Annotated in this window: 25 protein-coding genes, 1 tRNA gene and 1 pseudogene; 11 read left to right on the top strand and 16 right to left on the bottom strand. The window is 41.1% G+C overall.

The window, feature by feature from the left end; translation table 11 throughout:
- Positions 1-440 precede the first annotated feature (440 nt).
- The 3 genes from rpsB to shc all read left to right on the top strand — a co-directional run bounded on the left by rpsB (position 441) and on the right by shc (position 4,260).
- Positions 441-1,238, top strand: a complete 798-nt coding sequence (rpsB, locus tag O9332_RS19055) for a 30S ribosomal protein S2 (protein ID WP_002760998.1) — start codon at positions 441-443, stop codon at positions 1,236-1,238.
- A gap of 116 nt (positions 1,239-1,354) precedes the next feature.
- Positions 1,355-2,110, top strand: coding sequence for a translation elongation factor Ts (gene tsf / locus O9332_RS19050; RefSeq protein WP_002734629.1), 756 nt, complete (start codon positions 1,355-1,357; stop codon positions 2,108-2,110).
- Positions 2,111-2,352: 242 nt separating this feature from the next.
- The gene (shc, locus tag O9332_RS19045) at positions 2,353-4,260 is read left to right on the top strand and encodes a squalene--hopene cyclase (protein ID WP_288026906.1); all 1,908 of its coding nucleotides are present in this window, start codon (positions 2,353-2,355) and stop codon (positions 4,258-4,260) included.
- A 60-nt stretch (positions 4,261-4,320) separates the two neighbouring features.
- Here shc and O9332_RS19040 read toward each other — a convergent pair whose 3' ends face one another.
- On the bottom strand, positions 4,321-4,716 hold the full coding sequence (locus O9332_RS19040; protein ID WP_288026904.1) for a helix-turn-helix domain-containing protein: 396 nt from the start codon (positions 4,714-4,716) through the stop codon (positions 4,321-4,323).
- A 225-nt stretch (positions 4,717-4,941) separates the two neighbouring features.
- The gene (locus O9332_RS19035) at positions 4,942-5,250 is read right to left on the bottom strand and encodes a type II toxin-antitoxin system HigB family toxin (RefSeq protein ID WP_002760992.1); all 309 of its coding nucleotides are present in this window, start codon (positions 5,248-5,250) and stop codon (positions 4,942-4,944) included.
- A 443-nt stretch (positions 5,251-5,693) separates the two neighbouring features.
- Here O9332_RS19035 and O9332_RS19030 point away from each other — a divergent pair, with 443 nt between their 5' ends.
- The 3 genes from O9332_RS19030 (at position 5,694) to petG (ending at position 7,948) form a co-directional block, all read left to right on the top strand.
- Positions 5,694-6,689, top strand: coding sequence for a glycosyltransferase (locus tag O9332_RS19030; RefSeq protein WP_288026901.1), 996 nt, complete (start codon positions 5,694-5,696; stop codon positions 6,687-6,689).
- Between the two features lie 386 nt (positions 6,690-7,075).
- The gene (locus O9332_RS19025; protein ID WP_002759444.1) at positions 7,076-7,561 is read left to right on the top strand and encodes a hypothetical protein; all 486 of its coding nucleotides are present in this window, start codon (positions 7,076-7,078) and stop codon (positions 7,559-7,561) included.
- Between the two features lie 270 nt (positions 7,562-7,831).
- Positions 7,832-7,948: a cytochrome b6-f complex subunit V gene (gene petG / locus O9332_RS19020; RefSeq protein WP_002738052.1), complete on the top strand. Its 117-nt coding sequence runs from the start codon at positions 7,832-7,834 to the stop codon at positions 7,946-7,948.
- Positions 7,949-8,118: 170 nt separating this feature from the next.
- Here the strand turns inward: petG and O9332_RS19015 are convergent, their stop codons facing one another.
- Positions 8,119-8,670, bottom strand: coding sequence for a 1,2-dihydroxy-3-keto-5-methylthiopentene dioxygenase (locus O9332_RS19015; protein ID WP_002759439.1), 552 nt, complete (start codon positions 8,668-8,670; stop codon positions 8,119-8,121).
- Between the two features lie 131 nt (positions 8,671-8,801).
- Here O9332_RS19015 and O9332_RS19010 point away from each other — a divergent pair.
- A tRNA-Ala gene (locus O9332_RS19010) sits at positions 8,802-8,874 on the top strand.
- 41 nt (positions 8,875-8,915) lie between these two features.
- Here the strand turns inward: O9332_RS19010 and O9332_RS19005 are convergent.
- From O9332_RS19005 to O9332_RS18970, 8 genes are all read right to left on the bottom strand, one after another.
- Positions 8,916-11,141, bottom strand: coding sequence for a hypothetical protein (locus O9332_RS19005; RefSeq protein WP_002759437.1), 2,226 nt, complete (start codon positions 11,139-11,141; stop codon positions 8,916-8,918).
- A 10-nt stretch (positions 11,142-11,151) separates the two neighbouring features.
- Positions 11,152-12,216: an NAD-dependent epimerase/dehydratase family protein gene (locus tag O9332_RS19000; RefSeq protein WP_002759436.1), complete on the bottom strand. Its 1,065-nt coding sequence runs from the start codon at positions 12,214-12,216 to the stop codon at positions 11,152-11,154.
- A 58-nt stretch (positions 12,217-12,274) separates the two neighbouring features.
- Complete coding sequence (locus tag O9332_RS18995) at positions 12,275-12,964, bottom strand: class I SAM-dependent methyltransferase (protein ID WP_004162582.1); 690 nt, start codon at positions 12,962-12,964, stop codon at positions 12,275-12,277.
- Positions 12,965-12,989: 25 nt separating this feature from the next.
- Complete coding sequence (locus tag O9332_RS18990; RefSeq protein ID WP_288026898.1) at positions 12,990-14,264, bottom strand: glycosyltransferase; 1,275 nt, start codon at positions 14,262-14,264, stop codon at positions 12,990-12,992.
- A 191-nt stretch (positions 14,265-14,455) separates the two neighbouring features.
- Positions 14,456-15,523 (bottom strand): NAD-dependent epimerase/dehydratase family protein, encoded by a 1,068-nt coding sequence (locus O9332_RS18985; protein ID WP_288026896.1) that lies wholly within the window; start codon positions 15,521-15,523, stop codon positions 14,456-14,458.
- 70 nt (positions 15,524-15,593) lie between these two features.
- A complete protein-coding gene (locus O9332_RS18980) occupies positions 15,594-16,373 on the bottom strand; it encodes a pantothenate kinase (RefSeq protein ID WP_288026894.1) in 780 nt (259 codons plus the stop codon).
- Between the two features lie 103 nt (positions 16,374-16,476).
- On the bottom strand, positions 16,477-17,310 hold the full coding sequence (locus O9332_RS18975) for a metallophosphoesterase (RefSeq protein ID WP_288026892.1): 834 nt from the start codon (positions 17,308-17,310) through the stop codon (positions 16,477-16,479).
- A gap of 111 nt (positions 17,311-17,421) precedes the next feature.
- Positions 17,422-18,657, bottom strand: a complete 1,236-nt coding sequence (locus tag O9332_RS18970) for an LL-diaminopimelate aminotransferase (RefSeq protein WP_288026890.1) — start codon at positions 18,655-18,657, stop codon at positions 17,422-17,424.
- A gap of 153 nt (positions 18,658-18,810) precedes the next feature.
- On the opposite strand from O9332_RS18970, the gene O9332_RS18965 reads away from it, so the two are divergent.
- Positions 18,811-19,023: a DUF2839 domain-containing protein gene (locus O9332_RS18965; protein WP_002759416.1), complete on the top strand. Its 213-nt coding sequence runs from the start codon at positions 18,811-18,813 to the stop codon at positions 19,021-19,023.
- An 82-nt stretch (positions 19,024-19,105) separates the two neighbouring features.
- Here O9332_RS18965 and O9332_RS18960 read toward each other — a convergent pair whose 3' ends face one another.
- Complete coding sequence (locus O9332_RS18960; RefSeq protein WP_288026908.1) at positions 19,106-20,041, bottom strand: NAD-dependent epimerase/dehydratase family protein; 936 nt, start codon at positions 20,039-20,041, stop codon at positions 19,106-19,108.
- A gap of 377 nt (positions 20,042-20,418) precedes the next feature.
- On the opposite strand from O9332_RS18960, the gene O9332_RS18955 reads away from it, so the two are divergent.
- Together O9332_RS18955 and O9332_RS18950 are read left to right on the top strand one after the other, a co-directional pair.
- Positions 20,419-20,865, top strand: a complete 447-nt coding sequence (locus tag O9332_RS18955; RefSeq protein ID WP_288026888.1) for a DUF29 domain-containing protein — start codon at positions 20,419-20,421, stop codon at positions 20,863-20,865.
- Positions 20,866-20,990: 125 nt separating this feature from the next.
- On the top strand, positions 20,991-21,446 hold the full coding sequence (locus O9332_RS18950; protein ID WP_288026886.1) for a DUF29 domain-containing protein: 456 nt from the start codon (positions 20,991-20,993) through the stop codon (positions 21,444-21,446).
- 8 nt (positions 21,447-21,454) lie between these two features.
- Here O9332_RS18950 and O9332_RS18945 read toward each other — a convergent pair whose 3' ends face one another.
- A complete protein-coding gene (locus O9332_RS18945; protein ID WP_288026884.1) occupies positions 21,455-22,240 on the bottom strand; it encodes a hypothetical protein in 786 nt (261 codons plus the stop codon).
- Between the two features lie 401 nt (positions 22,241-22,641).
- A complete protein-coding gene (locus tag O9332_RS18940) occupies positions 22,642-23,148 on the bottom strand; it encodes a type IV pilin-like G/H family protein (RefSeq protein ID WP_288026882.1) in 507 nt (168 codons plus the stop codon).
- Positions 23,149-23,349: 201 nt separating this feature from the next.
- Here O9332_RS18940 and O9332_RS18935 point away from each other — a divergent pair, with 201 nt between their 5' ends.
- A complete protein-coding gene (locus tag O9332_RS18935; RefSeq protein WP_288026880.1) occupies positions 23,350-23,505 on the top strand; it encodes a hypothetical protein in 156 nt (51 codons plus the stop codon).
- An 18-nt stretch (positions 23,506-23,523) separates the two neighbouring features.
- Here O9332_RS18935 and O9332_RS18930 read toward each other — a convergent pair whose 3' ends face one another.
- The gene (locus tag O9332_RS18930; protein WP_288026878.1) at positions 23,524-24,051 is read right to left on the bottom strand and encodes a type IV pilin protein; all 528 of its coding nucleotides are present in this window, start codon (positions 24,049-24,051) and stop codon (positions 23,524-23,526) included.
- A gap of 126 nt (positions 24,052-24,177) precedes the next feature.
- Positions 24,178-24,323 (bottom strand): annotated as a pseudogene (locus O9332_RS18925) (DUF4164 domain-containing protein); the annotation flags it as partial.

The following is a 24,323-nucleotide window of genomic DNA, read 5'->3' as shown; positions in this document are numbered from 1 at the left end:
ACCCTTACATAGAAAGGCATTTAGCGATTTTTGTCAATTGTTTTTGCTCTAGAGCAAACTAATCAATTAAGTCTCTTACCAGATAAGGATTTAGTCGATTTATGCCCCCCTATCGAACCATACCAAGTAACGAAGAACCATCAGTGATCAGTAAACAGTAATCATTAATCAGTGAAAAGACAGTAGGAAACTTCTATTTAATGCTGCTCACTTAAAACTCAAATCTGATAACTGATAGCTGTCTCCTGTCTCCTGTCTCCTGTCTCCTGTCTCCTGTCTCCTGTCTCCTGTCTCCTGTCTCAACCAAGAAATTAATTTTGCACGACTACTTATGTTAGACTAGAAAAGTTGTCAAAAATCGCACATCTAGGCGATCGGGTGTTTCTAGGAATCTAGAAATCCAGCCCTAGATGGAGGATAAACCCGAAAAGGAGAAAAATATGCCCGTTGTCTCTCTTGCAGAATTGCTAGAGTCTGGGGTTCACTTTGGCCATCAAACGCGCCGTTGGAACCCGAAAATGTCTCAGTACATCTACACTGCCCGGAATGGGGTTCATATCATTGATTTGGTGCAAACTGCCCAATTAATCGAAGAAGCTTACGAATTTGTCCGAGGAGAAGCCGATCGCGGTAAACGCTTTTTATTCATCGGTACGAAACGGCAAGCGGCAGCAATCATTAAACAGGAAGCTTTACGCAGCGGTAGCCACTTCGTTAACCAACGCTGGTTAGGGGGAATGTTAACCAACTGGGAAACCATTCGCGGCCGGGTAGAAAGACTCAAAGAATTAGAAGAATTAGAAAATAGTGGCGCCCTCGATAAACGACCGAAAAAAGAAGCATCGGTACTGCGTCGGGAATTAGGCAAACTAGAAAAATACCTCGGTGGCATTAAAACCATGCGCCGGCTGCCGGATTTAGTCATCGTAGTGGATCAGCGTCGGGAATACAACGCTATCCAAGAATGCCAAAAATTGGGCATTCCCATCATCTCCCTCTTGGATACTAACTGCGATCCTGACTTGGTAGATGTGCCGATTCCCGCCAACGATGACGCAATTCGCTCAGTTAAACTGATTTTAGGCAAAATTAGCGATGCGATCATCGAAGGTCGTCGGGGTGGTCAAGCAGCGGTGGAAGAATACGAGGAAGACTACGAGGATGAAACCGAGTACGAGGAAGAAGGTGATTATTCCCAATACGCCGCCGAATTTGCCAGTGGAGACGACGATAACTAGGGAAAATTAGCTATTGATCGCCAATAGGTTCGGGGGGAAACTTTCCGGACCTATCGATCAGTAAAACCTGCCCCTCTCGTGGCATGATCAACTATAAGCAGTAGGTTAGGAATTTTATGGCAGAAATTACAGCACAACAGGTTAAAGAACTTAGGGAAAAGACCGGCGCCGGCATGATGGATTGCAAGAGGGCGCTGACGGAAAACGCGGGGGATATAACTAAAGCGATCGAATGGTTGCGTCAAAAAGGGATTACTTCCGCCGAGAAAAAAGCCAGTCGGGTAGCGGCAGAAGGGATGATCGGCAGTTACATCCACACCGGCAGTCGCATCGGTGTTTTAGTGGAAGTGAACTGCGAAACCGATTTTGTTGCCCGTCGCGAGGAGTTCAAAAAATTGGTTAATGACGTGGCGATGCAGATTGCCGCTTGTCCTAACGTCGAATATGTGAAAGTGGCCGATATTCCCGCCGAAATCTCCGCCAAAGAAAAAGAAATTGAGATGGGACGGGACGATTTAGCCAATAAACCCGATAATATCAAAGAAAAAATCGTGGCCGGCCGCATTGAAAAACGTTTGAAAGAACTTTCTCTGCTCGATCAACCCTTTATCCGCGATCAGAACATCAGTATTGACGAATTGCTCAAACAAGCGATCGCCGCTTTGGGAGAGAATATTCAGGTGCGTCGTTTCCAACGCTTTGTACTAGGTGAAGGGATCGAGAAAGAAGAAACGGATTTCGCCGCCGAAGTAGCCGCCCAAATGGGACAAAAAGCCCCGGAACCCGTAGCAGCAGCCCCGCAAGTGGAGGAAAAAGCTCCGGAACCGGCAGCGAAGGATAATCCGCCCGCTAAAGGCAAAAAGAAAAAGTAAGTTAAATGAAGATCAATCTGGTGGGGTGCGAGTTTCGTACCCTTTTTGTCTTCAGGGGGGTGGGGGTACTTGATCAGTTATCAGTAATCAGTCAAAAGAAAAAAGAAATTGGCAACCAAAGCAAATTCCTTGACTGGATTCCTTGGGAACAAAAGCCCATTCTTTAGCTACTTATTAAAAACTTTGTAAATAAGATTATCTTATTTGCACTCGTGGTCCCTAGAGGTTGTCGAACGGAAAAAATGCAGATTCAGGAAAAAATCACCGAAATAGCCGCTAAAACAGCGAAAGCGATCGAACTTTCTCAAAATTATTTACTTTCTACCCAATACTCTGACGGTTACTGGTGGGCAGAATTAGAATCTAATGTCACCATCACCTCAGAAGCAATTTTACTGCACAAAATCTGGAAAACTGACAAAAAACGCCCCCTAGACAAAGCAGCCACCTATCTGCGTCAGCAACAGTGTCCTAACGGCGCTTGGGAGTTATTTTATGGTGATGGTGGCGATCTTAGCACCACTGTGGAAGCCTACATGGGGCTGCGACTATTGGGAATTCCCGCTAATGATCCTGCTTTAGAAAAAGCTAGAGAATTTATCTTAGCTAAAGGTGGCATCAGCAAAACCCGCATTTTCACCAAAATGCACCTCGCTTTGATTGGTTGTTACGATTGGCAGGGGGTTCCCTCTATCCCCGCTTGGATTATGCTACTGCCGGAAAATTTCCCTTTTACTATCTATGAAATGTCCAGTTGGGCGCGGGGAAGTACGGTTCCTTTATTAATTGTTTTCGACAAAAAACCCGTGTATAAAATGGGTTTTAATCTCGATGAACTCTATACAGAAGGGGTGAATAATGTCAAGTATGAGTTACCAAAAAATAACGATTGGGCGGATGTTTTCCTCTGGTTAGATGGGCTGTTTAAATGGGCAGAAAAAACTGATTTAGTTCCCTTCCGTCAAGAAAGTCTGAAAGCGGCGGAAAAATGGGTAATTGAACGACAGGAAGACACGGGCGATTGGGGAGGAATTATCCCGGCGATGTTAAATTCTCTGTTAGCTTTAAAAGCCCTAGGTTATGATGTTTACGATCCGATTGTTGCCCGGGGTTTAAAAGCGGTGGATAATTTTGCCATTGAGACAGATAATACCTATTGTGTACAGCCCTGTGTGTCGCCGGTTTGGGATACGGCTTGGGTAATTCGATCGCTAATTGAATCCGGTCTAAATCCCGCTCATCCAGCTATGATTAAAGCGGGACAATGGTTAATCGATCAACAAATTCTTGATTATGGCGATTGGGCGATTAAAAATAAAATCGGAACCCCCGGGGGTTGGGCTTTTGAATTTGATAATCGCTGGTATCCCGATTTAGACGATTCGGCAGTGGTGGTGATGGCTTTAGAGTTAATTAAAATGCCCGATGAAAATATTAAAAAAAGCGTGATGAAACGGGCAGTTAATTGGATGGCTACTATGCAGTGTAAAGCTGGTGGTTGGGGAGCTTTTGACATCGATAACGATCAAAACTGGCTTAATTCTTTGCCCTATGCCGATCTAAAAGCAATGATCGATCCTAATACGGCTGATGTTACTGCCAGAGTTCTAGAAATGTTAGGTACTTGTGATGTTAAAATGGAGGAAAATCGAGTTAAAAAAGCTTTGGATTATCTGGAAAAAGAACAGGAAGCTGATGGTAGTTGGTTTGGTCGTTGGGGTGTAAATTATATTTATGGAACCAGTGGGGCATTATCTGCTTTGGCTTTTCTGGAACCGAATAAATATCGCCAGCAATTGCAAAAAGGAGCCAATTGGTTAAGCAGTTGTCAAAATGTTGATGGTGGTTGGGGTGAAACCTGTTTTAGTTACAATAACCCTAAATTTAAAGGACAGGGAAATAGTACCGCTTCCCAAACTGCTTGGGCATTAATCGGTTTATTAGCCGTCGGGAAAGTCACCGGTAATTATCAGCGAGAAGTAATCGAAAAGGGCGTTAACTATCTTCTTGTTACCCAAAAAGAAAATGGTACATGGGATGAAGATTACTTCACTGGTACAGGTTTTCCCTGTCATTTTTACCTGAAATATCATTTCTATCAGCAGTATTTTCCTTTACTGGCTTTGGGGCGTTATCGGGCTTTGATTTAGTCCGTTAACCTATGCGTTAAGACAGGAAATAAGCTTAACTGTCTAGCGCATTTTTTGTGACTAACTAGGAAAAAATAAATCAGGAGATATATTTAAAAAATTGGCTAATTTTTGAATGTAGACAGTAGTTAAATCTTGTTGCCCATCAAGAATATCATCCAGGGTTGACTTGCTTTCAAAAATAGATAGCAAATCTTGCTTTTGTAGGTTTCTTTCCTCTAATATGAATTTCAACAATTCAATTCCATAAATATCAGGTATTGGCTCTTGATTTTCCTCATACTCATAAATTAAAGCCCCTAAAACATTTAGATATTCCCTTTCTTCTGCCGTTAATTGGGGTTTGTCTAACAGGCGATTAATAACCTCCTGCATCATTTCTAAGTCTTCCTCATTGTGAATAGGACGAGGAGGGTATTGCTTTAATAATTCTAAGTATTTATCAGTGGCAAACATAAAGATAACTCTAATTTTATGGTTTAAATAGGGGTGACTGAAGGAGATACAAAATTTTTAGTTAATAATTTATAGTTTTCATAAGTGGGTGGGTGGAATTAAATATAAGATAAACGTAGGTTGGGTTGAAGCATGAAACCCAACGCCCGCATGGGTTACGCTACCGCTAACCCATCCTACAAATAATTTTTCCTCCCTACTTATTTGGAGATTCAGAGATTTAGATCAATATTTATTGAACCACGAATCTTTTTTCCATTGGTTTTTATTATATTCAGCATGGGTTAGTATTTTTCTAATGAAAACCCTTCTATGTTGAAAATCAACATAAGTTATTAGTCGATAGTTGTTGCCGCAAATGTTGAATACTATAAAATTACCCACTAAGTCAGCCGAAGAAAAATCCTGACGAATATCTTGGAAACTTTGCCATTTTGCTTGACTAACTTGCTTGTACCAATAACGTAGACCAGCCTGAGCCTCTGGATGAGTTTCCCAAAAAATTCTTAAGGTGGCTCTTGAAATAATATGCATAATTTTTTATTAATCTTTTAAGTTTTATTTTCATGACCAATAATCCCCTTGTGTGTTTTGCTTACTTGCTTGCTAGTATAGCAAACAAGCAAGCCTCTAGTCAAGTATTTTAATTTCTCTGATAAACCGCATCCACAGGGAAACCCGTAGTTTTGCTTTTTCGGCTACGATCCTTGCATAGCAATACTTTTAAGGCTTAATGGCTTGCCCGTGAAATTCCAGTTATCTAGCTGGTTGCGGTTTAGTAATATTTATTAATTAGCAGAATTTGTAATTAACTAGCTAAGTCTCTTGATAGCCGACTCAAGGCTAAAAAATTTATTTAGTAGTAATTACACTTATGCTCGATCGACTATTGCCTTTAGATACCTCACACCTTAATAATTAAGTATAGAATAGCCAAGTCTCCAAACTACCGCTTAACCAAAACTTCTATTATCCTGATGAGAAACCTCTATTTTCTTTTGCCCGGTACTACTTCTCCTTTTGGTGGGGGTGGACTGTGGGCAGAAATGAAAACCGTCAATTTGGCTAGTCAAATTTGTAGCGCCCAGATTGTGACTTATCGTCAAAAAGAGTTAAATTATCCTTTTTTAGAGGATATACTCGCCAAAATAAGCTCGGATGACAGTATTTTTGTGGTTAGCTGGGGTTTTGATCTTCCTAAACTGGTGCAAAGATTGCGATCGCATAATATCATTTATCATGCCCATAGTACAGGTTACGGCTTCCGTTTACCCTCCCAAATACCAATTATCACCGTTAGCCGTAATACTATGGGGTATTGGGGAGAAAAGGCTCCTAATGCTTTGATTTACTATCTTCCTAATCAAATTGGCTCAGAATTTCTCAATTTAGGCTTAGAAAGAGATATCGATGTCCTAGTACAGGGGCGCAAATCCTCAAAGTATCTTCTCAATCGTCTAGTTCCCGCCCTCCGTCCCCACTGTCGCGTTAAGGTTTTAGATAGCTATGTGGAGGATTTAGTGGGATTATTCAATCGCAGTCGGGTTTATCTCTACGATTCGGCTGAATATTGGGCTGTAAACGGTTTAACGGAGGGTTTTGGCTTACCGCCCCTGGAAGCTTTAGCCTGTGGTTGTACGGTATTTTCTAGTGTTAATAGCGCCCTAGCCGATTATCTCGATCCCGGTTTCAATTGTCAAAAAATCGGGGCTTATTCCAGTCAATACGATCTGGAACGTATTCTTAATTATGTCCGTAATTTTCCCGTTAATTCTTTACCGGCTAATTTTCTCGATGATTATAATCCCGAAAAATTACTACCACGTTTTGAAACAATTTTAAGAGAAATTAATGATTTCTTTGATATTAAAAAACATTATCCGGCTGATATAGAAGGTTTAGAACCCCTGCGACTTAAAAAATTATGGATACAGAGTTCTCTGGCTAAACTTAAGAAAAAACTGTTTAAGTAGTGGTGATATTTCCTTAATTAGGGTTTGCTGAAAAAGCTTTCCCTTGGGGCTGGGTGTGGGGTGTGGGGTGTGGGGTGTGGGGTTTTACCGATTTTCAGGTGGTCAATTACCTAATTTTCAGGGAAAAAGTACCTGAATTTTCCCCCCAATCACTCCAAAGGTCGGCACTTTTTGAGGGAAAACAAGTCTAAAAGTCTTATACAACAAGGTTTTTAGATTTATTCAGCAAGCCGTAATTAGTTTCAAGCATCAGTTCAGTTATCGGCGCTCAAACTTGCTGGTGGAGATGGGAGAATAGCTGCAACAAATAATTAACTATAGCTTATAGTTAAAGGACTATCCGGCAGCGCGACCGCTATCTTGGCAGAAAATATCAAAAAAAATCAATGGAAGCAATTAAAAAGGAATTGAAAAAAATCGGTTCTCTTGCCCTCTTTTTTTTCTTGGCTTTCGGTTATATTCTTCTGATCATGAAATTATTTCTGGAAGAATATTCGATTACTACCTACGTTTTGGGTAAAGCGAGCTTAGGGGCGATCATTGCGGCAAAAACCGTGGCCATTCTCGACGCAGCCATGAAGCTAGAATGGTTAGAAAATCGACCCCGTTACGTTAGTGTTCTGTATAGAACCTTTGTTTATACCCTAGCAGCACTGATTCTCGGCTCGATCGAGGGTTTTCTGGAAGCTTATCGGGGAACGCGGGTAATTTCGGAGGCAATGGCCAAATTTTGGCAAAGGGAAAGTTTCTCTCAAATCCTTGCGGTTACTCTCTGTCTAGCAGTGGTTTTTTGTCTCCACAATCTCTGGCAAGAAATCGATCGCTATTGGGGTAAAGGCACATTGAGAAAATTTTTTCTCGGTCGCTCCTAGAGTAGAGCAGTTATCTTAATGGTGAGATAGCAAGTTTTCCTTTTCGGGAGTCGGGAGATAAGAGTCAGGGATTTAGGGAGATAGGGAGATAGGGAGATAGGGAAATTTCAGCTAAATTCCCCACTACCCCCCACACCCCACACCCCACACCCCACACCCCACTACCCCAACACTCCACTTAAGAAGTATGTGCGATCGCCCTATCTTTCCAGGGCAACCGCTGCTACGATAAAATACGGGTGAAAAATTGCTAATCCAAGGAGTACAGACGTGATTGAACCTTTAGTGCTAGGGATTGTCCTAGGCTTAATTCCCATTACCCTAGCGGGTTTGTTCGTTGCCGCCTACTTACAGTACAAACGGGGCAATCAATTCGGCTTAGACTAAATCTATCACGCCAATCCCCCGAATTGAGAAAATCTCCCGTCAAGCTAGGCACTAGACGGGAGATTTTCAACAGGACAAATTTACCCCTTAACAGATTGTGGCTGCCGGCGTTGCCATCCCCGCAAAACTCCTCTGTCTTTTTGGGAAAGCGATCGCCAAAAAACCAAAGGCTACACGGCTGTTAAACTAGGAAAACGAATGACGGTTTCCGTATATTCGGGAACCCATCCGGCGGTACTGGTAAAGTAACGCACTGCTTTAACTCGTTTACTGGCAGTGAGGTGAAACCAGTGTTCGCTATGGGCAGGAACATTGATATATTCTTGAGGTTGAATAGTTAATTCCCCCTGAGAACCATCGGCAAAGACAAAGCCAAAAACCCCCTCCCCATCAATGATATAACGCACCTCATCGTCGGCGTGGGTGTGACAGCGCTCGAACTTTGCCAGTAAAGTGTCGAGATTGGGAATTTCAGGGTGTAAAACGATTAAATCTCTGGCTTGATAACCCGCTTCTTGTTTAAGTTGCTCAAAATAACCGTCTAAGCTGGTTAAAACTATTTCTTTTTCTTCGTCAGTCAGAGAAGCTTGTTTAAGTAGCTGACGAGTGGCTTCGTTTTCGATCGGCCAATAGTTTAAAGTGACATTTAATTTGGCCAATTCCAGACTAATATCGGCTAACTGGGTATAGGTTGTCCCATTCTCTAAGCGTAGTATCGCCATTAGTTATCATCCTCAAGATTACTTTTTCCATTTTAAAGTTTTCCAGAGAGAAGCCGCTCGATTTTTTGCCCCTCGATCCCTTGCCAGTTCCTAGGATTTTCTGCTCAAAAATGCTATTATGGTCTATATATGGGGAATTAGCTCAGTTGGTAGAGCGCTGCGATCGCACCGCAGAGGTCAGGGATTCGAGTTCCCTATTCTCCATTTGCCAGAGATATTAACCGCTTTTCAAGCTTCAAGAAAGATTATGAACCAGTCTCAACTTCCCAAAAAGGCGTTACTTTTATTTCTGGGGAGAATAGCAGAGGATTACTGACAGAAAAGCTAAAGGATTTGACTTGTGGTGGTAATTTTCCTTGAAAAAATGCCATTAATTCCTGATCATTTCTCGGTAAATGACTAAGGATAACTCCATTAGCTGAATTATCTTGAACAAAGCGAAAATTGGCTTGAGTTCCATCGAGATAATTAACGTTAATTATCACGGGAGGGATTCTAAAGAGTTGTTTGACTATTTTACCCAACCAAGAATATTCAAATTTAACTTGAACACGAGTAATCCCACTATTACGAGTAGGTAATTCATAGACTTGATCCCAAGTAACATTAGTAGTCTCTCCTAGAGGGGTTGGAATGCAACGACTGACTTTTTGTTTTTCTAGAAGATAAAAGTTGGTTTTGATTGCGGGGACTTGGAAGGGCGAATTTACCGAGTCAAGTTGATAATTACAAACCACATAGGAAAAGGCTTTAGGTTCATCAAAAAAAGGATGTCTGCCATCAATAGCTTGAAAGTGATAAATCAGATAATCTCTGGGAGATTGAGATAAGCTTTGATAATTTAGTTCATCCAGTTTTTCTGTATAAGCAGAATAGGATTGAATAATCGGCCGCGGTTTCCAATTAAGCTGATTGCCCGGAATCAGTGAAAATTCCCAGGGAATTATATCAATAGTTTTGCCTTGCACTTTTTCCAGCACAGAATCGGGTATTTTGGTAGCGGCAGCAATGACTTGTAAATTTTGAGTTGTACTCCTTTCACCTCGCATTTCTAATTCTCTGGGATTAAGGATAGAGGAAATGACAACCCCAATATTATTAGCCACCCTATCGGGACTGAAATTACTCCACTGGCGAGCATTTTCCAATATAGTCCAATTAGGACTAGAGGTGATAATAATACATCCCAAAAAAATTATTCCCCAAGCACAATAAGCAATTTTCTTCAACCGAGATTTTTTAATAATTGTTGTATAAAGAGAAGCTGAGACAATAACCACAAGTGTAAAAACAACAACGTGAGCATCTTGCCTAACAAATCCATGCTTAAATGATAAAAATATAGGAAAAATATAGGCAATAGCGAGACTAGGGTTTTGGTCTATAATTGCCAGAGACATTAAAAGCAAACTTAAGGACAAGCAGAGCAAGGCAATGAGTAAATGCTGGTAATTTCCTACAATACTCATCGCACTGGAATAACCAGAAGAAAATGCCCAAGAATTGCTCAAATATTCGATGAGAGAGGGAAAATTATTGAGATTAATTGTTTGGATAAGAAGTAACCCATAAAGCCCATAAAATACTAACAGAGGTAAGAAGTTAAGTAAGTAGTTCTGATTAAATAGAAGATAGATTCTGCCTTTGATACCCCTTGCCTCTCTTAATAAGGGGGGTGCCGATGGGCGGCGGGATCTGACAATAAACCAGAGAGTTAAAGCTACTCCTCCAGCAATGCAAAGATTAACTATAATGTGAATAAAGGCTCGGTTATAAGAGGCTGGATAGAGAAAAATAAAGGCAATGGAAGGAATGGTTAAAGTTAAGTTGATACTGGCGAGAACATTTTTTATAACTATCGATGGTGACTTCTGAAAATATCCCCTAACAATATTAACAAATATGTAGATAAACAGGCTGCCTGCTAGATAAATTCCTAGAGTTAGTTTGGTGAGTATAGAGAACCCACTGATCATACCAATAGCTATAGCCAAATAATTGATGTACTTTTGAAAAAAGTTATCAAAAGACATGAGTATCAAAAGGATAAATGTTATCTGATAATCAACAGTAAAGCCGATACTGTTGTAGGGATTTCCTACTAGGGTAGCAAAAATAATTGACAGCACAAAAACTATTTGATTGCTATAGTCCTTAATAAATAATAATCTGAGAATAACTACTGCTAATAGACAAAGGTGTATCAACCAGCGAAAATAGATAATTTGGGAAAAGTTGTGATTTAAAGATGTGCCATGAACCAGATAGCCTAGGGGTCCATAGGTGAAGATAATATCTTGTCCAAAAATTAACTGTTTATGGGCAGCATCACTAATAGCAAAAGCCCAAGAAGCATCTAAACCAATTTCTAGCCAATCAATAATAGGCAAATTTGCCAGAAAAAAGTAGGCAGTAATGATAATTAGTATTCCTTTGACGACTACAGGTGATTTGAAAGATTTTTTCTGCATAATTGTTCAGTTAAAAAATACCTTTTAATTCCTTTTCGTGATTATAAATCCAATCAAAAATATCTTGGATTAATTTTCTACCGTCTCGCTGGGGTTGCCATCCAGTTACAGAAGTGATTTTGCGGGAATCAGTGATAAAAATTGGCATATCTCCGGTGCGATTTTCGGGAATTGCCTCAATCATTATACTATTGCCCGTGATTTCTTGACATAGTTTTGTAGTTTCATAAAGGGACAAGGAAAAATCTTGCCCACCCCCCACATTAAAAGTCTGCCCTTTGAATTGTTCTAAATTAGCAATCTGAATATCGATTAAATCGAGTAAATCAGCTACATGAAGAAAATCTCTAACCTGTTTCCCTGTACCCCCATAACCGATATATTTTAAGGACTTCTGAAAGTAATGATTAGCCACCCAAAGGGCAAAAACTCCCTGATCAACTTTTCCCATCTGCCAAGGACCAGTTAAAACTCCACAACGATTAATTAAAGTTCTTAATCCGTAGGCATCCCCATATTCATTAATAATCAATTCCGATGCTAACTTAGTGGAACCGTAGAGAGAACGGGGCAAATCTAAGGGAAATTGTTCCGCGATACCAAAAGCAGAAACCCCAGGTAAATTTTGCTGTTCAGATAACTGAAAACGAGTATCTGTTTCTGTATAGTTTAATTGATTAAGATAGGCAATAGGATAAACTCTGCTGGTGGAGAGAAAAATAAAATCAGCTTGGGTTTGTCTAGCTAATTCTAAACAGTTAATCGTTCCAATTAAGTTGGTTTGCAAGACATAGCCGGGGGAAGTATAACCAGCTAAAACGGAAGGTTCTGCCGAACATTCTAGGATTAAATCCACTGGCAAAGCGGATGCTTCTAAGTCTTCCGCATTTCTGACATCTCCATGAACAAACTCAATTCCCGCCTGTTTGATACGGGGAATATTTAATTCAGAACCGCGACGTTTTAAGTTATCTAAGGCGATAATTTTCCAATCGGGATAACGTTGGGCTAATCCTAAACCTAAAGAACTACCCACAAAACCCGCACCGCCAGTAATTAACACTTGCCTAGTCATAATTGTACAATCTTGATTAGTATTTATAGGTTACTTTGAATCACTGTATTGTCAGTAATTATCTAGGTTTGGTGGCTTTGACAAATAGCTGCCCACCCAAGAAATTCCAGAAAATAGGAAATTTTAAATAAATTTTGAGTAAGGTGGGTGAAGCGGGTCTTCCTTTCGTAGAAAATGGTAGAAAACGAGGAATTAAAGTATCGATTCTAAAACCAATTGTTTCCAATAACTCCTTTAAAGAAAGGTGAGTTATAGGTAGTTTATGATCGATAAAATCATAGTATTCTTTATAAGAATACTTAAAATTAGGTTGAATCACTAGAAGTGATCCGCCCGGAGTTAAAATGTCATAACAAAATCCCAAAACTTCGATTAATTCTTCCGCACTATTTAAATGCTCGAAAAAGTTGGAGATGAAAATTTTATCAAATCTGATATCAAGTTTTTGCTGCTCATTAATACTGAGAATATTGAGATTCAAGACCGTTACATCAGGATTAGCAAAAACTTTTGCATCAGGATTAAGATCGATTAAGTATTTATTTTTAGACCGAATTTGGTTAATAAATTCGCAGTAACCTCCACCAATATCTAAAACTGTATCATTGACAGTAACATGATTTTGTAAAAAATTATCAACTAAAACTTTCCAAAGAGCTAATTTTGCTTTTCTTTCTTGAGGATTAAAGCGACTTTCGTAAAGTCTCTTTAAGTATTCCATTTGTCGGGTTACTTGCTCGTCTAACATGGTTTTAACCTCTAAATTTATTTGGTTACTTTTGTCTAGTTTTTTGGACAGGTTTGCGCTTATAGTCGCCTCGAGAAAGGTGTTTTTCTAACCAGATAGAGAGAACTATAAATAAATAACGACTGCCCATTTCCTTGAGTTTTAACTTGGAAACCCCCGTGGTACGATTGCGCCAAGTGATGGGAATTGTCGTATAGGAATATCCTCGCACGATTGCTTTTAAGGGCATCTCTACTGTTAAGTTAAAATGGTGAGAGAGTAGAGGTGAGATTCCTTCGATAACATCCTTACGATAGATTTTAAAGGCGTTAGTGGTATCATTAAATTTTAGCCCAAATAAAACTTGAATGAAGAGATTAGCCAAACGATTGACGAATAACTTGTGCCTGGGATAATCAATAACTTTTCCTCCTTTGATAAAACGAGAACCAAAAACGCAATCGTAGCCTTCTTGCAGTTTATAATAATAGTCCACCATGTTATCGGGGGAGTCGGAATTATCTGCCATTACTACTGCCACTGCATCACCGCTAAAATTTTCTAATCCACAGCGCACTGCAAAACCAAACCCGTTGGGATAATAATTATTGATGTAGAGAATGCGGGGATTTTCTTGGTTGATTTTTTTCAGAACTGCTTCGGTGTTATCTTTGCTATTGTCATTAACCACCAGGATTTCATAATTAATTTTATCCCGTTCTAAACGTTCGGATATTAAGTGAGCAGTGCTTTCGATGCAATCTTCTTCGTTGTAAGCAGGAATAACTATTGATAAGGTTTTTACTGCATAGTTATCCCTTGATTGACGTGGGTGAGAGTAACCGTCCATCTCGAAAGCTGGTGCTAATCCTTCGGGATAGTACATTTCTGTCTCATTTGTCTTATTCTTAGGTTTAAAAATTAGGCTATCACTGGCGACATAATTAATACTAGCCCCGATTAAAACCCCAATCATTGTGTTGACTCCGGGGCTAAGTCCTAACCAGTTTAAGAAGGGAAATATCAAAAAAATTCGCAGTAAAACTGGTAAACCTGCCGAGAGATGATAGAGAGGAAGTTGTATCAAAATTACATCTCTAATTGTCCAATCTCCCCCAGTCCACACCCAGATTCTATAGATAAAGAAACTAGCAATTAAAGATATTTCTATCGAAATAACATTAGCAACATTTGCCAGAATTGGGGTATTGAATCCCAAGTCGTCAATGAACCAAGAAATTAAGAATAAGTTGATTAAAAATGCCACTCCCCCAGCAATGAGAAATCGGAAAATTTTATTGTTGTAGATTTTAGTTAACATAATAGTATCTTAAAACATGATCTGGTTTAGTTTTTTGATGTAAATATTGCTATTAATAACATCACTAATGTCCTCTGGTTAACTAATTGACAGATTCCCTTAATTACTAGCAGTATATTTTGCTAAAAATCACTTTGGTAACGAGGGAAAACTAGCAGATAAAAATTGACCAGAATAATTCTTGATTTACCCTAAGTCCAACGGCTAACGTTTTGACTAAAAATCTCTTTGAGAATATCTGTTACTGTGTAGGTTAACTGCCAATCAGGATAATGATTTTTAAACTTACTCACATCAGAAATCCACCAGATATGATCACCAATGCGATTAGTCTCCACATACTGCCAGTTTAACTTTTTCTCTGCAATCGCTTCACATTCTTGAATAGCTTCTAACATGGAACAATTACTAAAGCGACTACCACCGATATTATAAACTTCAGCCACTCGCGGAGTCTGATAAAAATGATAGAAAGCATTGACGAGATCGTAACTATGAATGTTATCGCGTACCTGCTTACCCTTATACCCATAAATACTGTATTCTTTGCCAATCATCGTACATTTCATTAAGTAGGATAAAAACCCGTGTAATTGGGTTCCCGAATGACTTGGACCGGTTAAACAACCGCCACGAAAAGAGGCAGTTTTCATCTCAAAATAACGCCCGTATTCTTGTACTAACACATCCGCCGCCACTTTCGACGCACCAAACAAAGAATGTTTACAAGCATCAATACTCATCAACTCGTCAATACCATGAGCAAAATAAGGATGATTTTCCGAGATTTCCCAACGTAGTTCTTTTTCTACTAAAGGCAATTCATTCGGTCTATCCCCGTAAACTTTATTAGTGGAACAGAAAATAAATACTGCTTGGGGACAGTGTTGACGAGTATTTTCTAATAATACTAAAGTTCCGTTAGCATTGACACTAAAATCCATATAGGGATCCTTAGCTGCCCAATCGTGGGAAGGTTGCGCCGCCGTGTGGATAATTAAGGATATATCATGACTATAGGTTTTAAATATATCTGCAATAGCTTCATGATCCCGAATATCCACAGCATGGTGAATGTATTTATCCCCGTAATCTTGCGATAATTTGGCTCGATTCCACTCCGTTGAAGCGTCTTCGCCAAAAAATACCTGACGCATATTATTATCGATGCCAACGACGGTATAACCCCGATCACAAAAAAACCTGACTGATTCGGAACCGATTAAACCAGCAGAACCGGTTACTAGAATGATCGCCATAACTATATCCTGAATTTTTTGCCTAGTTGTTGAGAAATTTCCCAGGTTGAGAAAACTTTCCCCGACTTTACTAGATATGTTCGCCTTTGTCAATTAAACAGGAGGAGATTCCCTTAACTGCGGCAATTCCCTGAAAAATGATCGTCTTATCCACTAGGAGTGATGTAATGGCGTTTTCTTGCCAGTAATCCCTAATTAAGTCCCCATCTCCCCCCGTTAAAATTATCCCGCTCTCTGGATATAAATTTAACCATTCCAGACTGAATTTTTCTATTCCCGCCAAAATTGTATAGATTATCCCACTTCTTATCCCTTCTGCTGTTTCTTTTGCCCACATCTGCGGTAATCTTTCCGGTAAGGACACCTCTGGTAAGGCTGCCGTCCGTTCCCTTAAACTGGCTAATTGCACCTTTAACCCGGGTACAATTGCCCCCCCCACTAGCTTTTTATCCCCATCCACTCCCGTAAAAGTTAAGGCTGTTCCCGCATCGATGACTAAACAGGGAAATCCGTATTTTTTTCCCGCACCTAAGACAGCTAAAGCTCGATCGATGCCGAATGTCGGATATAAATCCAGTAAAGGAATATCTTTTAAAGTAATTCTCCGTAAATTGCCATAATTTGCCCATAATTCTCTTTGGTTAGGAACCACCGAGGCGACAATCAATGCACAGTTGCATTTATTTGTCAAGAGTTTAGGGAAAATTTGTTGCAAAAATTCATTACTTAGGGGTTCGTTCAGGTGAGGAGTATCGAGACAAGCTAACAGGGTTTGACCGCAAAAATACCCCCAATGTAGCCGAGAATTGCCGATCATCAAACCTATCCAGTCAGTATCTTGCTCAGTCATTTATTTAGTGGGAAGTGGGAAGTGGGGAGTGGGAAGTGGGGAAGTGGGGTGATGGGGAGAATAAATAAAAATAATCTCCTGACGACCGGCTCCTGACTCCTGACTACTGACTGCTGTTGATCAAAGTAATTACCGTCACTTCGGGGGGACAAAAAAGACGACCGGGAAAATAGGTTCCTAAGCCTCGATTGACATATAATTGATTTTCCCCGACTCGGTGAAATCCCTCGGACCATTGCCAGTATCGGACTACTCTGCTAAACTGCCGGTGAAAGGGAACCCATTGACAATATGGTTCCGGCAGCGATCGCCTAAGTTTCTCTAAAACTATCGGTAGGGAACCCATACCCGGGATAGTCACTTGGCCTCCGTGGGTATGACCGGATAACTGCAAATCCACGCGCCAATCCCTTAAAACCATGGCTGTATCGGGATTGTGGGAAAGGACAAGTCTGGGTATATCGGGAGCAATTTGCTCAAGGATTTGCGGTAAAAATTCCCCGGACCAATAATCGGCCAATCCGACGATGGGAAAATTTTCGCCGTAGGGTGTGGCGATTTCATTCCAGAGTACCCGAATTCCCACGCTAGTTAAGGCTGATCTGACGGTTTCCCTTGCGTGGGGAGGATAACTGTCATGATTTCCTAAACAAGCATAAATACCCCCTTGACTTTCGAGAGCTTTTATGCTATCAACTAGGGCAAAAATTGGCCTGGGACTATCGGTAATAAAGTCCCCCGTCAGGAAGATGAGATCGGGTTTTTCTTGATTAGTAATGGCGATCGCTTCTTGCAGGACAGCTACAGGCAAATGCTGTTCATCGCAGTGCAGATCTGACCACTGCACCAACTTGATCCCTTGCAGATGTGCCGGTAGGCCAGCAATTGCGATCGTTAATCTTTCTACCTGTAAGGATTCTAACCAAAAGGGTCGCATCGGTGAGCCGTTGTCGGTGAGTAGTTACCGAAAAATTGGGTGTGTCAACAGTCTATCAATTCCCGATGGGGTTGTTGGGGGATGCTTCCGCCAACATCCCTCTTTTGACCATTAGCCTGGAAATTTACTGATAATTCTTTCCATAGCGGCCTCGACGTTGGCACGACTATTAAAAGCCGACAGCCGGAAATAACCCTCTCCGGCGGCCCCAAAGCCGGATCCGGGGGTCCCCACCACATTGCAGGTATGTAGCAGTTTATCGAAGAAATCCCAACTCGATAGACCTTGGGGCGTTTTTACCCAAACGTAGGGCGCATTTACGCCACCATGGACTTCTAAACCGGCGGCGGTTAATTTTTCTCGGATAATTGTTGCATTTTGTAAATAAAACTTGACAAGTTCTTGTACTTGTGCTTCTCCTTCCGGGGAATAAACCGCCTCGGCCCCCCGTTGGACAATGTAGGAAACGCCGTTAAATTTGGTCGATTGCCGACGATTCCACAGTTTCCAGAGTTGCACATCACTCCCGTCGGCCGCTTTGGCCGTGAGACTTTGGGGAACCACGGTTAAAGCGCAACGCGTCCCGGTAAAACCAGCATTTTTAGAAAAAGAGCGAAATTCGATCGCACATTGCCGCGCCCCCTCGATTTCGTAGATGGAATGGGGTAAACTGGCATCGGTGATAAAGGCCTCGTAGGCCGCATCAAAAAAGATAATCGATCCGTTAGCCCTAGCATAATTAACCCAAGCTGTCAAGTGTTCTTTGGTAGCCGTGGCCCCGGTGGGATTGTTGGGAAAACAGAGATAGATTAAATCGACTTTTTCCGCCGGAATCTGGGCAGTAAAGTTATTTTCGGCGGTAATTGGCAGATAAATCAAGCCCTCGTATTCGCCGCGGTCGTTGGCCTCTCCCGTGTGTCCAGCCATAACGTTAGTATCGACGTAAACGGGATATACTGGGTCAGTAACAGCGATCGAGTTATTATCTCCAAAAATATCGAGAATATTGCCCGTATCGCACTTAGAACCGTCGGAAATAAAGATTTCATCGGCATTTATCTCACAACCGCGAGCCTGAAAATCATGGACGGCGATTTTCTCCCTTAACCAAGCATAACCCTGTTCGGGCCCGTAACCCTTAAAGCTAGAGCGATCGCCCATTTCCTCCACCGCTTTGATCATTGCCTCGCGACAAGCTAGGGGCAAAGGTTCGGTGACATCCCCAATCCCCAGACGGATAATATTAGCATCGGGATTAGCTGCCGCAAAAGCTTGGACTCGTCGGGCAATTTCTGGGAAAAGATAACCCGCTTTTAGTTTTAAGTAATTACTGTTAATGGTTGCCATAATTATTCTCGTTTCAGTCGCAACCTTTAATTCTATAATAGTCGGTCATCAGCCGTCAGTTTCGATCGCCCTCCTTCACGGACTGGGAGTGAGTGTAGGCGGTTGTCTTTCGATATACAATCAGAGAAAAACCTCTTAATAACTGACATTAGTATGGGTGAATCAAAACGTCGTCAATCGGCCCTGGGTGATAAGTATGGACAGGAAGAAAACATCCTGCCTTGGCTACCGATTACCAAAAGTCAAGCATCCCAAGCTTACAAGTTAACCACTAGGGGTGCCTGGATTGGTATAGGAGTTTTAGCTGGGGTTTGGGTAGTTATTCGCTTTGTCGGGCCGGCCTTCGGTTGGTGGAATGTCCAATAACTGGTTAAAGCTGCATCAGTTATCAGTTATCAGTTATCAGTTATCAGTTATCAGTAAAAAACTCCCCACCAGAAAATTAATTTTATTGGTTTGCCAAGATCTGGTCATCGATCGCCAAGTCTATTTCTTGCTGATCGCGACCGGAAGGGAGATAATCATTCTGGAAGGAGTCTGCTAAACCACTGACGAGATCATATTCGGGCTGCCAGTTTAACTCCCGGGTGGCCTTATTAATATCAGCGTAGAAATGTTGAACCCGCAGGGGGAAAGGTTTCTTTTTGCCGAAGTCAAATTTTTTGGGGTTATAGTTAACAATCTCGATTTCCTCGGCATTTTTCCCCATGGCTGCCGCGCAAGCTTTTGCTAAACCGTTAAAAGTTACATAGCGATCGCCAGAAATATTATACACTTGACCGATAGCCTGAGAATTACCCAATACTGCGGCCATGGCTCGGGCCAGATCGACAACGTGACCAAATTGGGTAAAATGTTCCCCATGACCGGGTATAGGAATAGGACGATTACGAACCAAACGGTCAAAAAACCAAGCTTCTAGGTCATTATAGTTACCCGGTCCGTAGATATAAACCGGACGGATAGAAGTCCAGGGTAAACCCATCTCGCTTAAATAGTTTTCTGTCTCGTGTTTTCCCTTGTGGCGACTTTTGGGATCTAGTTTATCCCCTTCTTTATGGGGCATTTGGTCGGATTTTAGATAAACCCCCGCCGAGCTAACATAGACAAAATGCCCGATTCTTTCCCTAAAAATCTGGACGAGGGGCTGAGTATCACTTAATTCTCTGCCATTATTATCGAAAATTGCCTCAAAACTTTCATTTTTAAGCTTTTCTTTCAGTTGCGCTGGATCAGTGCGATCGCCGTGAATCTGTCGTACTCCAGCAACCGGAGCGGGTTTATTGCCACGATTGAATAATACTACCTCATGACCCTGTTCTACTAACACTTTAGTCAAAGAAACACCGATAAATCGGGTTCCACCCATAATTAAAATTTTCATAGTCGCCATTGTCAATATCAAGGTTATATTATCCCTCGATCGGTGCAGTTTAAAAACTGTGCTTTTTAGGTTTGTGTCATCAATCCAGTCTTTTGGGGGGTTCTACCCCCCAAACCCCCCGTTGGGGACGCAAGCGCCGTCCCCAAACCCCTCGCGCATTAGCTTTTCGGTGGGATGCTTACACGCGGCTGTTCATACATTTGTAGCAGTTTAAGAGTGACTGATAATTGCTGATTATCGGTATTTCCGAAAATGTGAGATGCACCCAAACCGAGCGACTTTTAATGCAAGTTTTAAGTAAGCGCCAATTCAGACTTAAATTGTTGGCGAAGTTTCGGTAAAATAAAGGTAATTAGTCAACAGAGTAGGTCAAAATTATGACTTTAGCCAAGGTAAAAAATCTTTATGATCAAGATTTTGCTTTGTGGATAGAGAAGACGGTCAAACAATTAAAATCTGGGGATTTATCTCAAGTTGATTTAGAGAATTTGATCGAGGAGGTGGAATCTTTGGGAAGACGAGATAAAAGAGAACTTAAAAACCGTTTAATTACATTATTTGAACACGGTTTAAAACGGCGTTATCTTCCTTTTTCCGACTGTTATCGAGGTTGGGAAGTAACAATTAAACGCTGTCAATCGAAGTTAAAAGATATCCTGAAAGACTCTCCTAGTTTATGCAGTTTTTTAACCGATATTTATGATGATTGTTATCAGGAAGCGGTGGAGAATATGCGAATTAAATACGATGTTAGTTTTCCCGATGTTTGTCCTTTTTCTAAGGATATTGATGGCTTATTAAATCATAAGTTTTGGGAAAGTTAAACTCTGATAATAAATCCGTTGAGTAGAGGCACTCTTGCAATAGGGGGAATAAATAATCAGTCTTTAATAACCAGACTTAGTGTGATTTTCAAGAAATTAATTTAAGTTTAACAAGGAGAAAAATGATGACTTTAGCCAAGGTAAAAAATCTTTATAATCAAGATTTTGCTTTGTGGATAGAAGCAACCGTCAAACAATTAAAATCTGGGGATTTATCTCAAGTTGATTTAGAGAATTTGATCGAGGAGGTGGAATCTTTGGGGAAAAGTCAACGCAAAGCGGTCGATAATTTTTTAACTCGTTTATTAGAACATTTATTAAAACGTTGTTATGTGGTTCTTCCCGATTGTTATCGGGGGTGGGAAATTGAAATTAGAAATTTTCGCAAGGAGTTGAAGAAGGAATTTAAGTATTCTCCTAGTTTGAAAAGGTTTATGATAGAGATTTTAGAAGAATGTTATCGAGAAGCTTTAGAAGCGGTGAAAGAGGATTATCCGGACTCTAATTTTCCCGATGTTTGTCCCTTTGCTGAGGATATTGATGGTTTATTAAATCATAAGTTTTGGGAGTATGAAAAATAGGTCACACCCTAATCTTTTGGGGGAATTGCCATCACTTGATTATTATTAATCACCAATTTACCGCCCAATTTTTCGATATTTTCCTTAGCTAACCTGCGGGTTTCTTCATCTTTGCTATTTATCCAGACTAACATCCAAGCACCGACTCTAGGAGCGCGACTATCGGGATTAGTTTCTAAAAATTTTACTGTTCCCCTAGCGGATTTTTCGATAAATTCATTACCAGCAATTTTCGCCCAATCGGCGGCCATTTGATAGGATTTTTTCGCCGCGGGAATATCACCTAAAAATAATAGTTCATCCACTCCTTTATATAACCAAATAAAATAGGCATCGGTAACATCAGGAGTGAGTTTTGATAAACCTTTATTCATAATCTCAACGGTTCTTTCGGGTTTACCAGCATTCAGGGAAGAAGCGACAGACATCATCAAATAGGCGCGGACAAATTTGGGGTCATTTTTGGTGACAATTTCCATAAAATCGGGACTTAAACCGTAACCAGTTTCCCTACGAGCATCCACATCGCCATAGTATTGTATAAACTGCAACATTGACCAATTGGCTAACATATTGTCAAAGCCAAAGGAAGGTATATTTTTTAATAACTGAACCTGAGCATTTTCTAGGCGAGACTCTTGACGATAATTTCTATCTAATAACTTTTCTTTGGTCAAGGTTTTCACCTTTTCCTGTTGCATTTCCACAATAGCCATGATTAGTCCACCGATGACGGCGACTAAACCAAGAGTTTTAAGTAAGGATAGATTGAGAGATTTTTTTGCACCTACCATAGCTTTAAATAAAAGTCAATAATCAGTAACGTAAGTAGCTGGTTTTAATTAAATTAAAACATGGATTTTAGGTTCGATCCCCCCTGCCCCCCTTGATAAGGGGGGTGCCGATAGGCGGGGGGATCTCCCCTTTATCCCCCCTGCCCCCCTTGATAAGGGGGGTGCCGATAGGCGGGGGGATCTTCCCTTTATCCCCCCTGCCCCCCTTGATAAGGGGGGTGCCGATAGGCGGGGGGATCTCCCCTTTCTCCCCCCTTAATAAGTAGGGTTAATTCATGAATCAACCGCGATGGTAGGGTTAATTCATGAATTAACCCTACGATGAATTAACCGACAAATCACGCCCTTCATAATTATAACCATTTACTTATCAACAAAAATAAAAGATTTTTGGGTTTATTTTAATTAATTTTAATGCCATTAACACAGCTAAGAACACCGTCGTCATTCGTGGTAGAAACATTATCGTCTAAAGGAGTTTCATCCTCGCAAACAATACCGGTATAGGCCCCGGCTGCAGTTTGTCCAGCCGCTCCAGCATAATTTTTAATATCGTCATCAAATTCAGGCACTGCATCCAATTCATAGGCGACTCCAACAGGATTGGGAGATCCTACTTCGCTGATATCATAGAATTTTAGGGAAATAGTGGCAGCTTCCAGAGCTAGTTCAGATAAAGTAGCAAAAGTCCCTTTTTCATAACGATAACCCTGTTGGGCGCGATTGATTAATCCCAGTGTTGCGCGCGCTTCTGCTTGCCTACCTTTGGCGACTTGTCCAAAGAGATTCGGTAAACTGATGGCAGCGAGAACCCCCAATAAAATCACCACTACTAACAATTCTATTAAAGTAAAACCCCTCGCTTTTTTTTCCTGTGATTTGATTGCTGAAAAAAGAAGGTATTTCATAGTTAGGCGCTGGCAATTCAGTTATCAGTTATCAGTTATCAGTTATCAGTTAAGTAGGTAGGCACAATTATTTGTAGGATGGGTTAGCGGTAGCGTAACCCATGCGGGCGTTGGGTTTCATGCTTCAACCCAACCTACGTTTATTTTATATTTAATTCCACCCACCTACTTATCAGTTATCAGTTATCGGGAGACAGGAGATTGGTTTTATTTATTCTCCCCACTTCCCCACTTCCCCACGTCCCCCACTTCCCCACTTCCCGAAAAAAATCAAAAGCGCAAGGTTTCCGAGAAAACATTCCCCTGCCACCTTCCGCTAACTATCAATTCCCGGTTGTTATGCCAGAAAGCTTTTAAGCAATCTGGGAAGAATATCTATTTGAGTTCTTCGCTTCCACTTGCACAAGCCGGAACACCGTCAGTTGTAGTCGCAGTGCCAAGAGATGTAGTCGGGTTAACTGTTTCACAAATAATTGCTTTGAAAGCACCAGAAGCAGTTTGACCTACTACACCAGCGTAGTCGCGAACATCGTTTTGGTAGCTACTAATAGCGCTAGCATCAGTTACAGCCCCGGAGGCACTGGCGGCGGTAGGTCCAGTATATGTGTAGTATTGAGGTTGTATAGATACGGGCAACTTGTTGACAGCCGCGTCAGTGGAGAATATTGCGAAGGTACCTGTTTCCAAGCGGTTAGCTTGCTGGGTGCGGTTAATGGTACCGAGGTTGTTGCGAGCTTCCGCTTGTCTGCCTTTAGCTACCTGATTGAGGAGGTTGGGGAGAGCGATGGCGGCGAGTACACCGATGATGATAACAACAACTAGGAGTTCGATGAGGGTGAAACCTTTGTTACCGTTTTTTTTGTTGAGAGCTTGGATGAGTTTGAATTTGAAGGTAGAGTTCATGGGTATATCCTTTGGTAAGTGTTTTTTGTTCTCTATGGACAACTTACCCGCCTGTTTCAGAAAACCTATCACCCTTGGAAAAATTTTTTTTGGGGAAGTGGGGGAGGCTGTTTCTAGAAGCCACTTCTAGGGATTGGGGAAAAAACCAAAAAGTTTAGCAGCACCTCCCAAGACAGCAACCACCAAAGCTATCAGAATCCCCCGGTTGGTAAATTCCTGATAACCAACCCGTACCGTTAATCCCTCGATTTTCTCGTCTAATACTTTAATAT

The sequence above is a fragment of the Microcystis sp. LE19-10.1B genome, assembly GCF_027530565.1.
GTDB lineage: Bacteria > Cyanobacteriota > Cyanobacteriia > Cyanobacteriales > Microcystaceae > Microcystis > Microcystis aeruginosa.
Note: the sequence above shows the minus strand (reverse complement) of the source record. Positions and strands in the feature narration are given on the sequence as shown.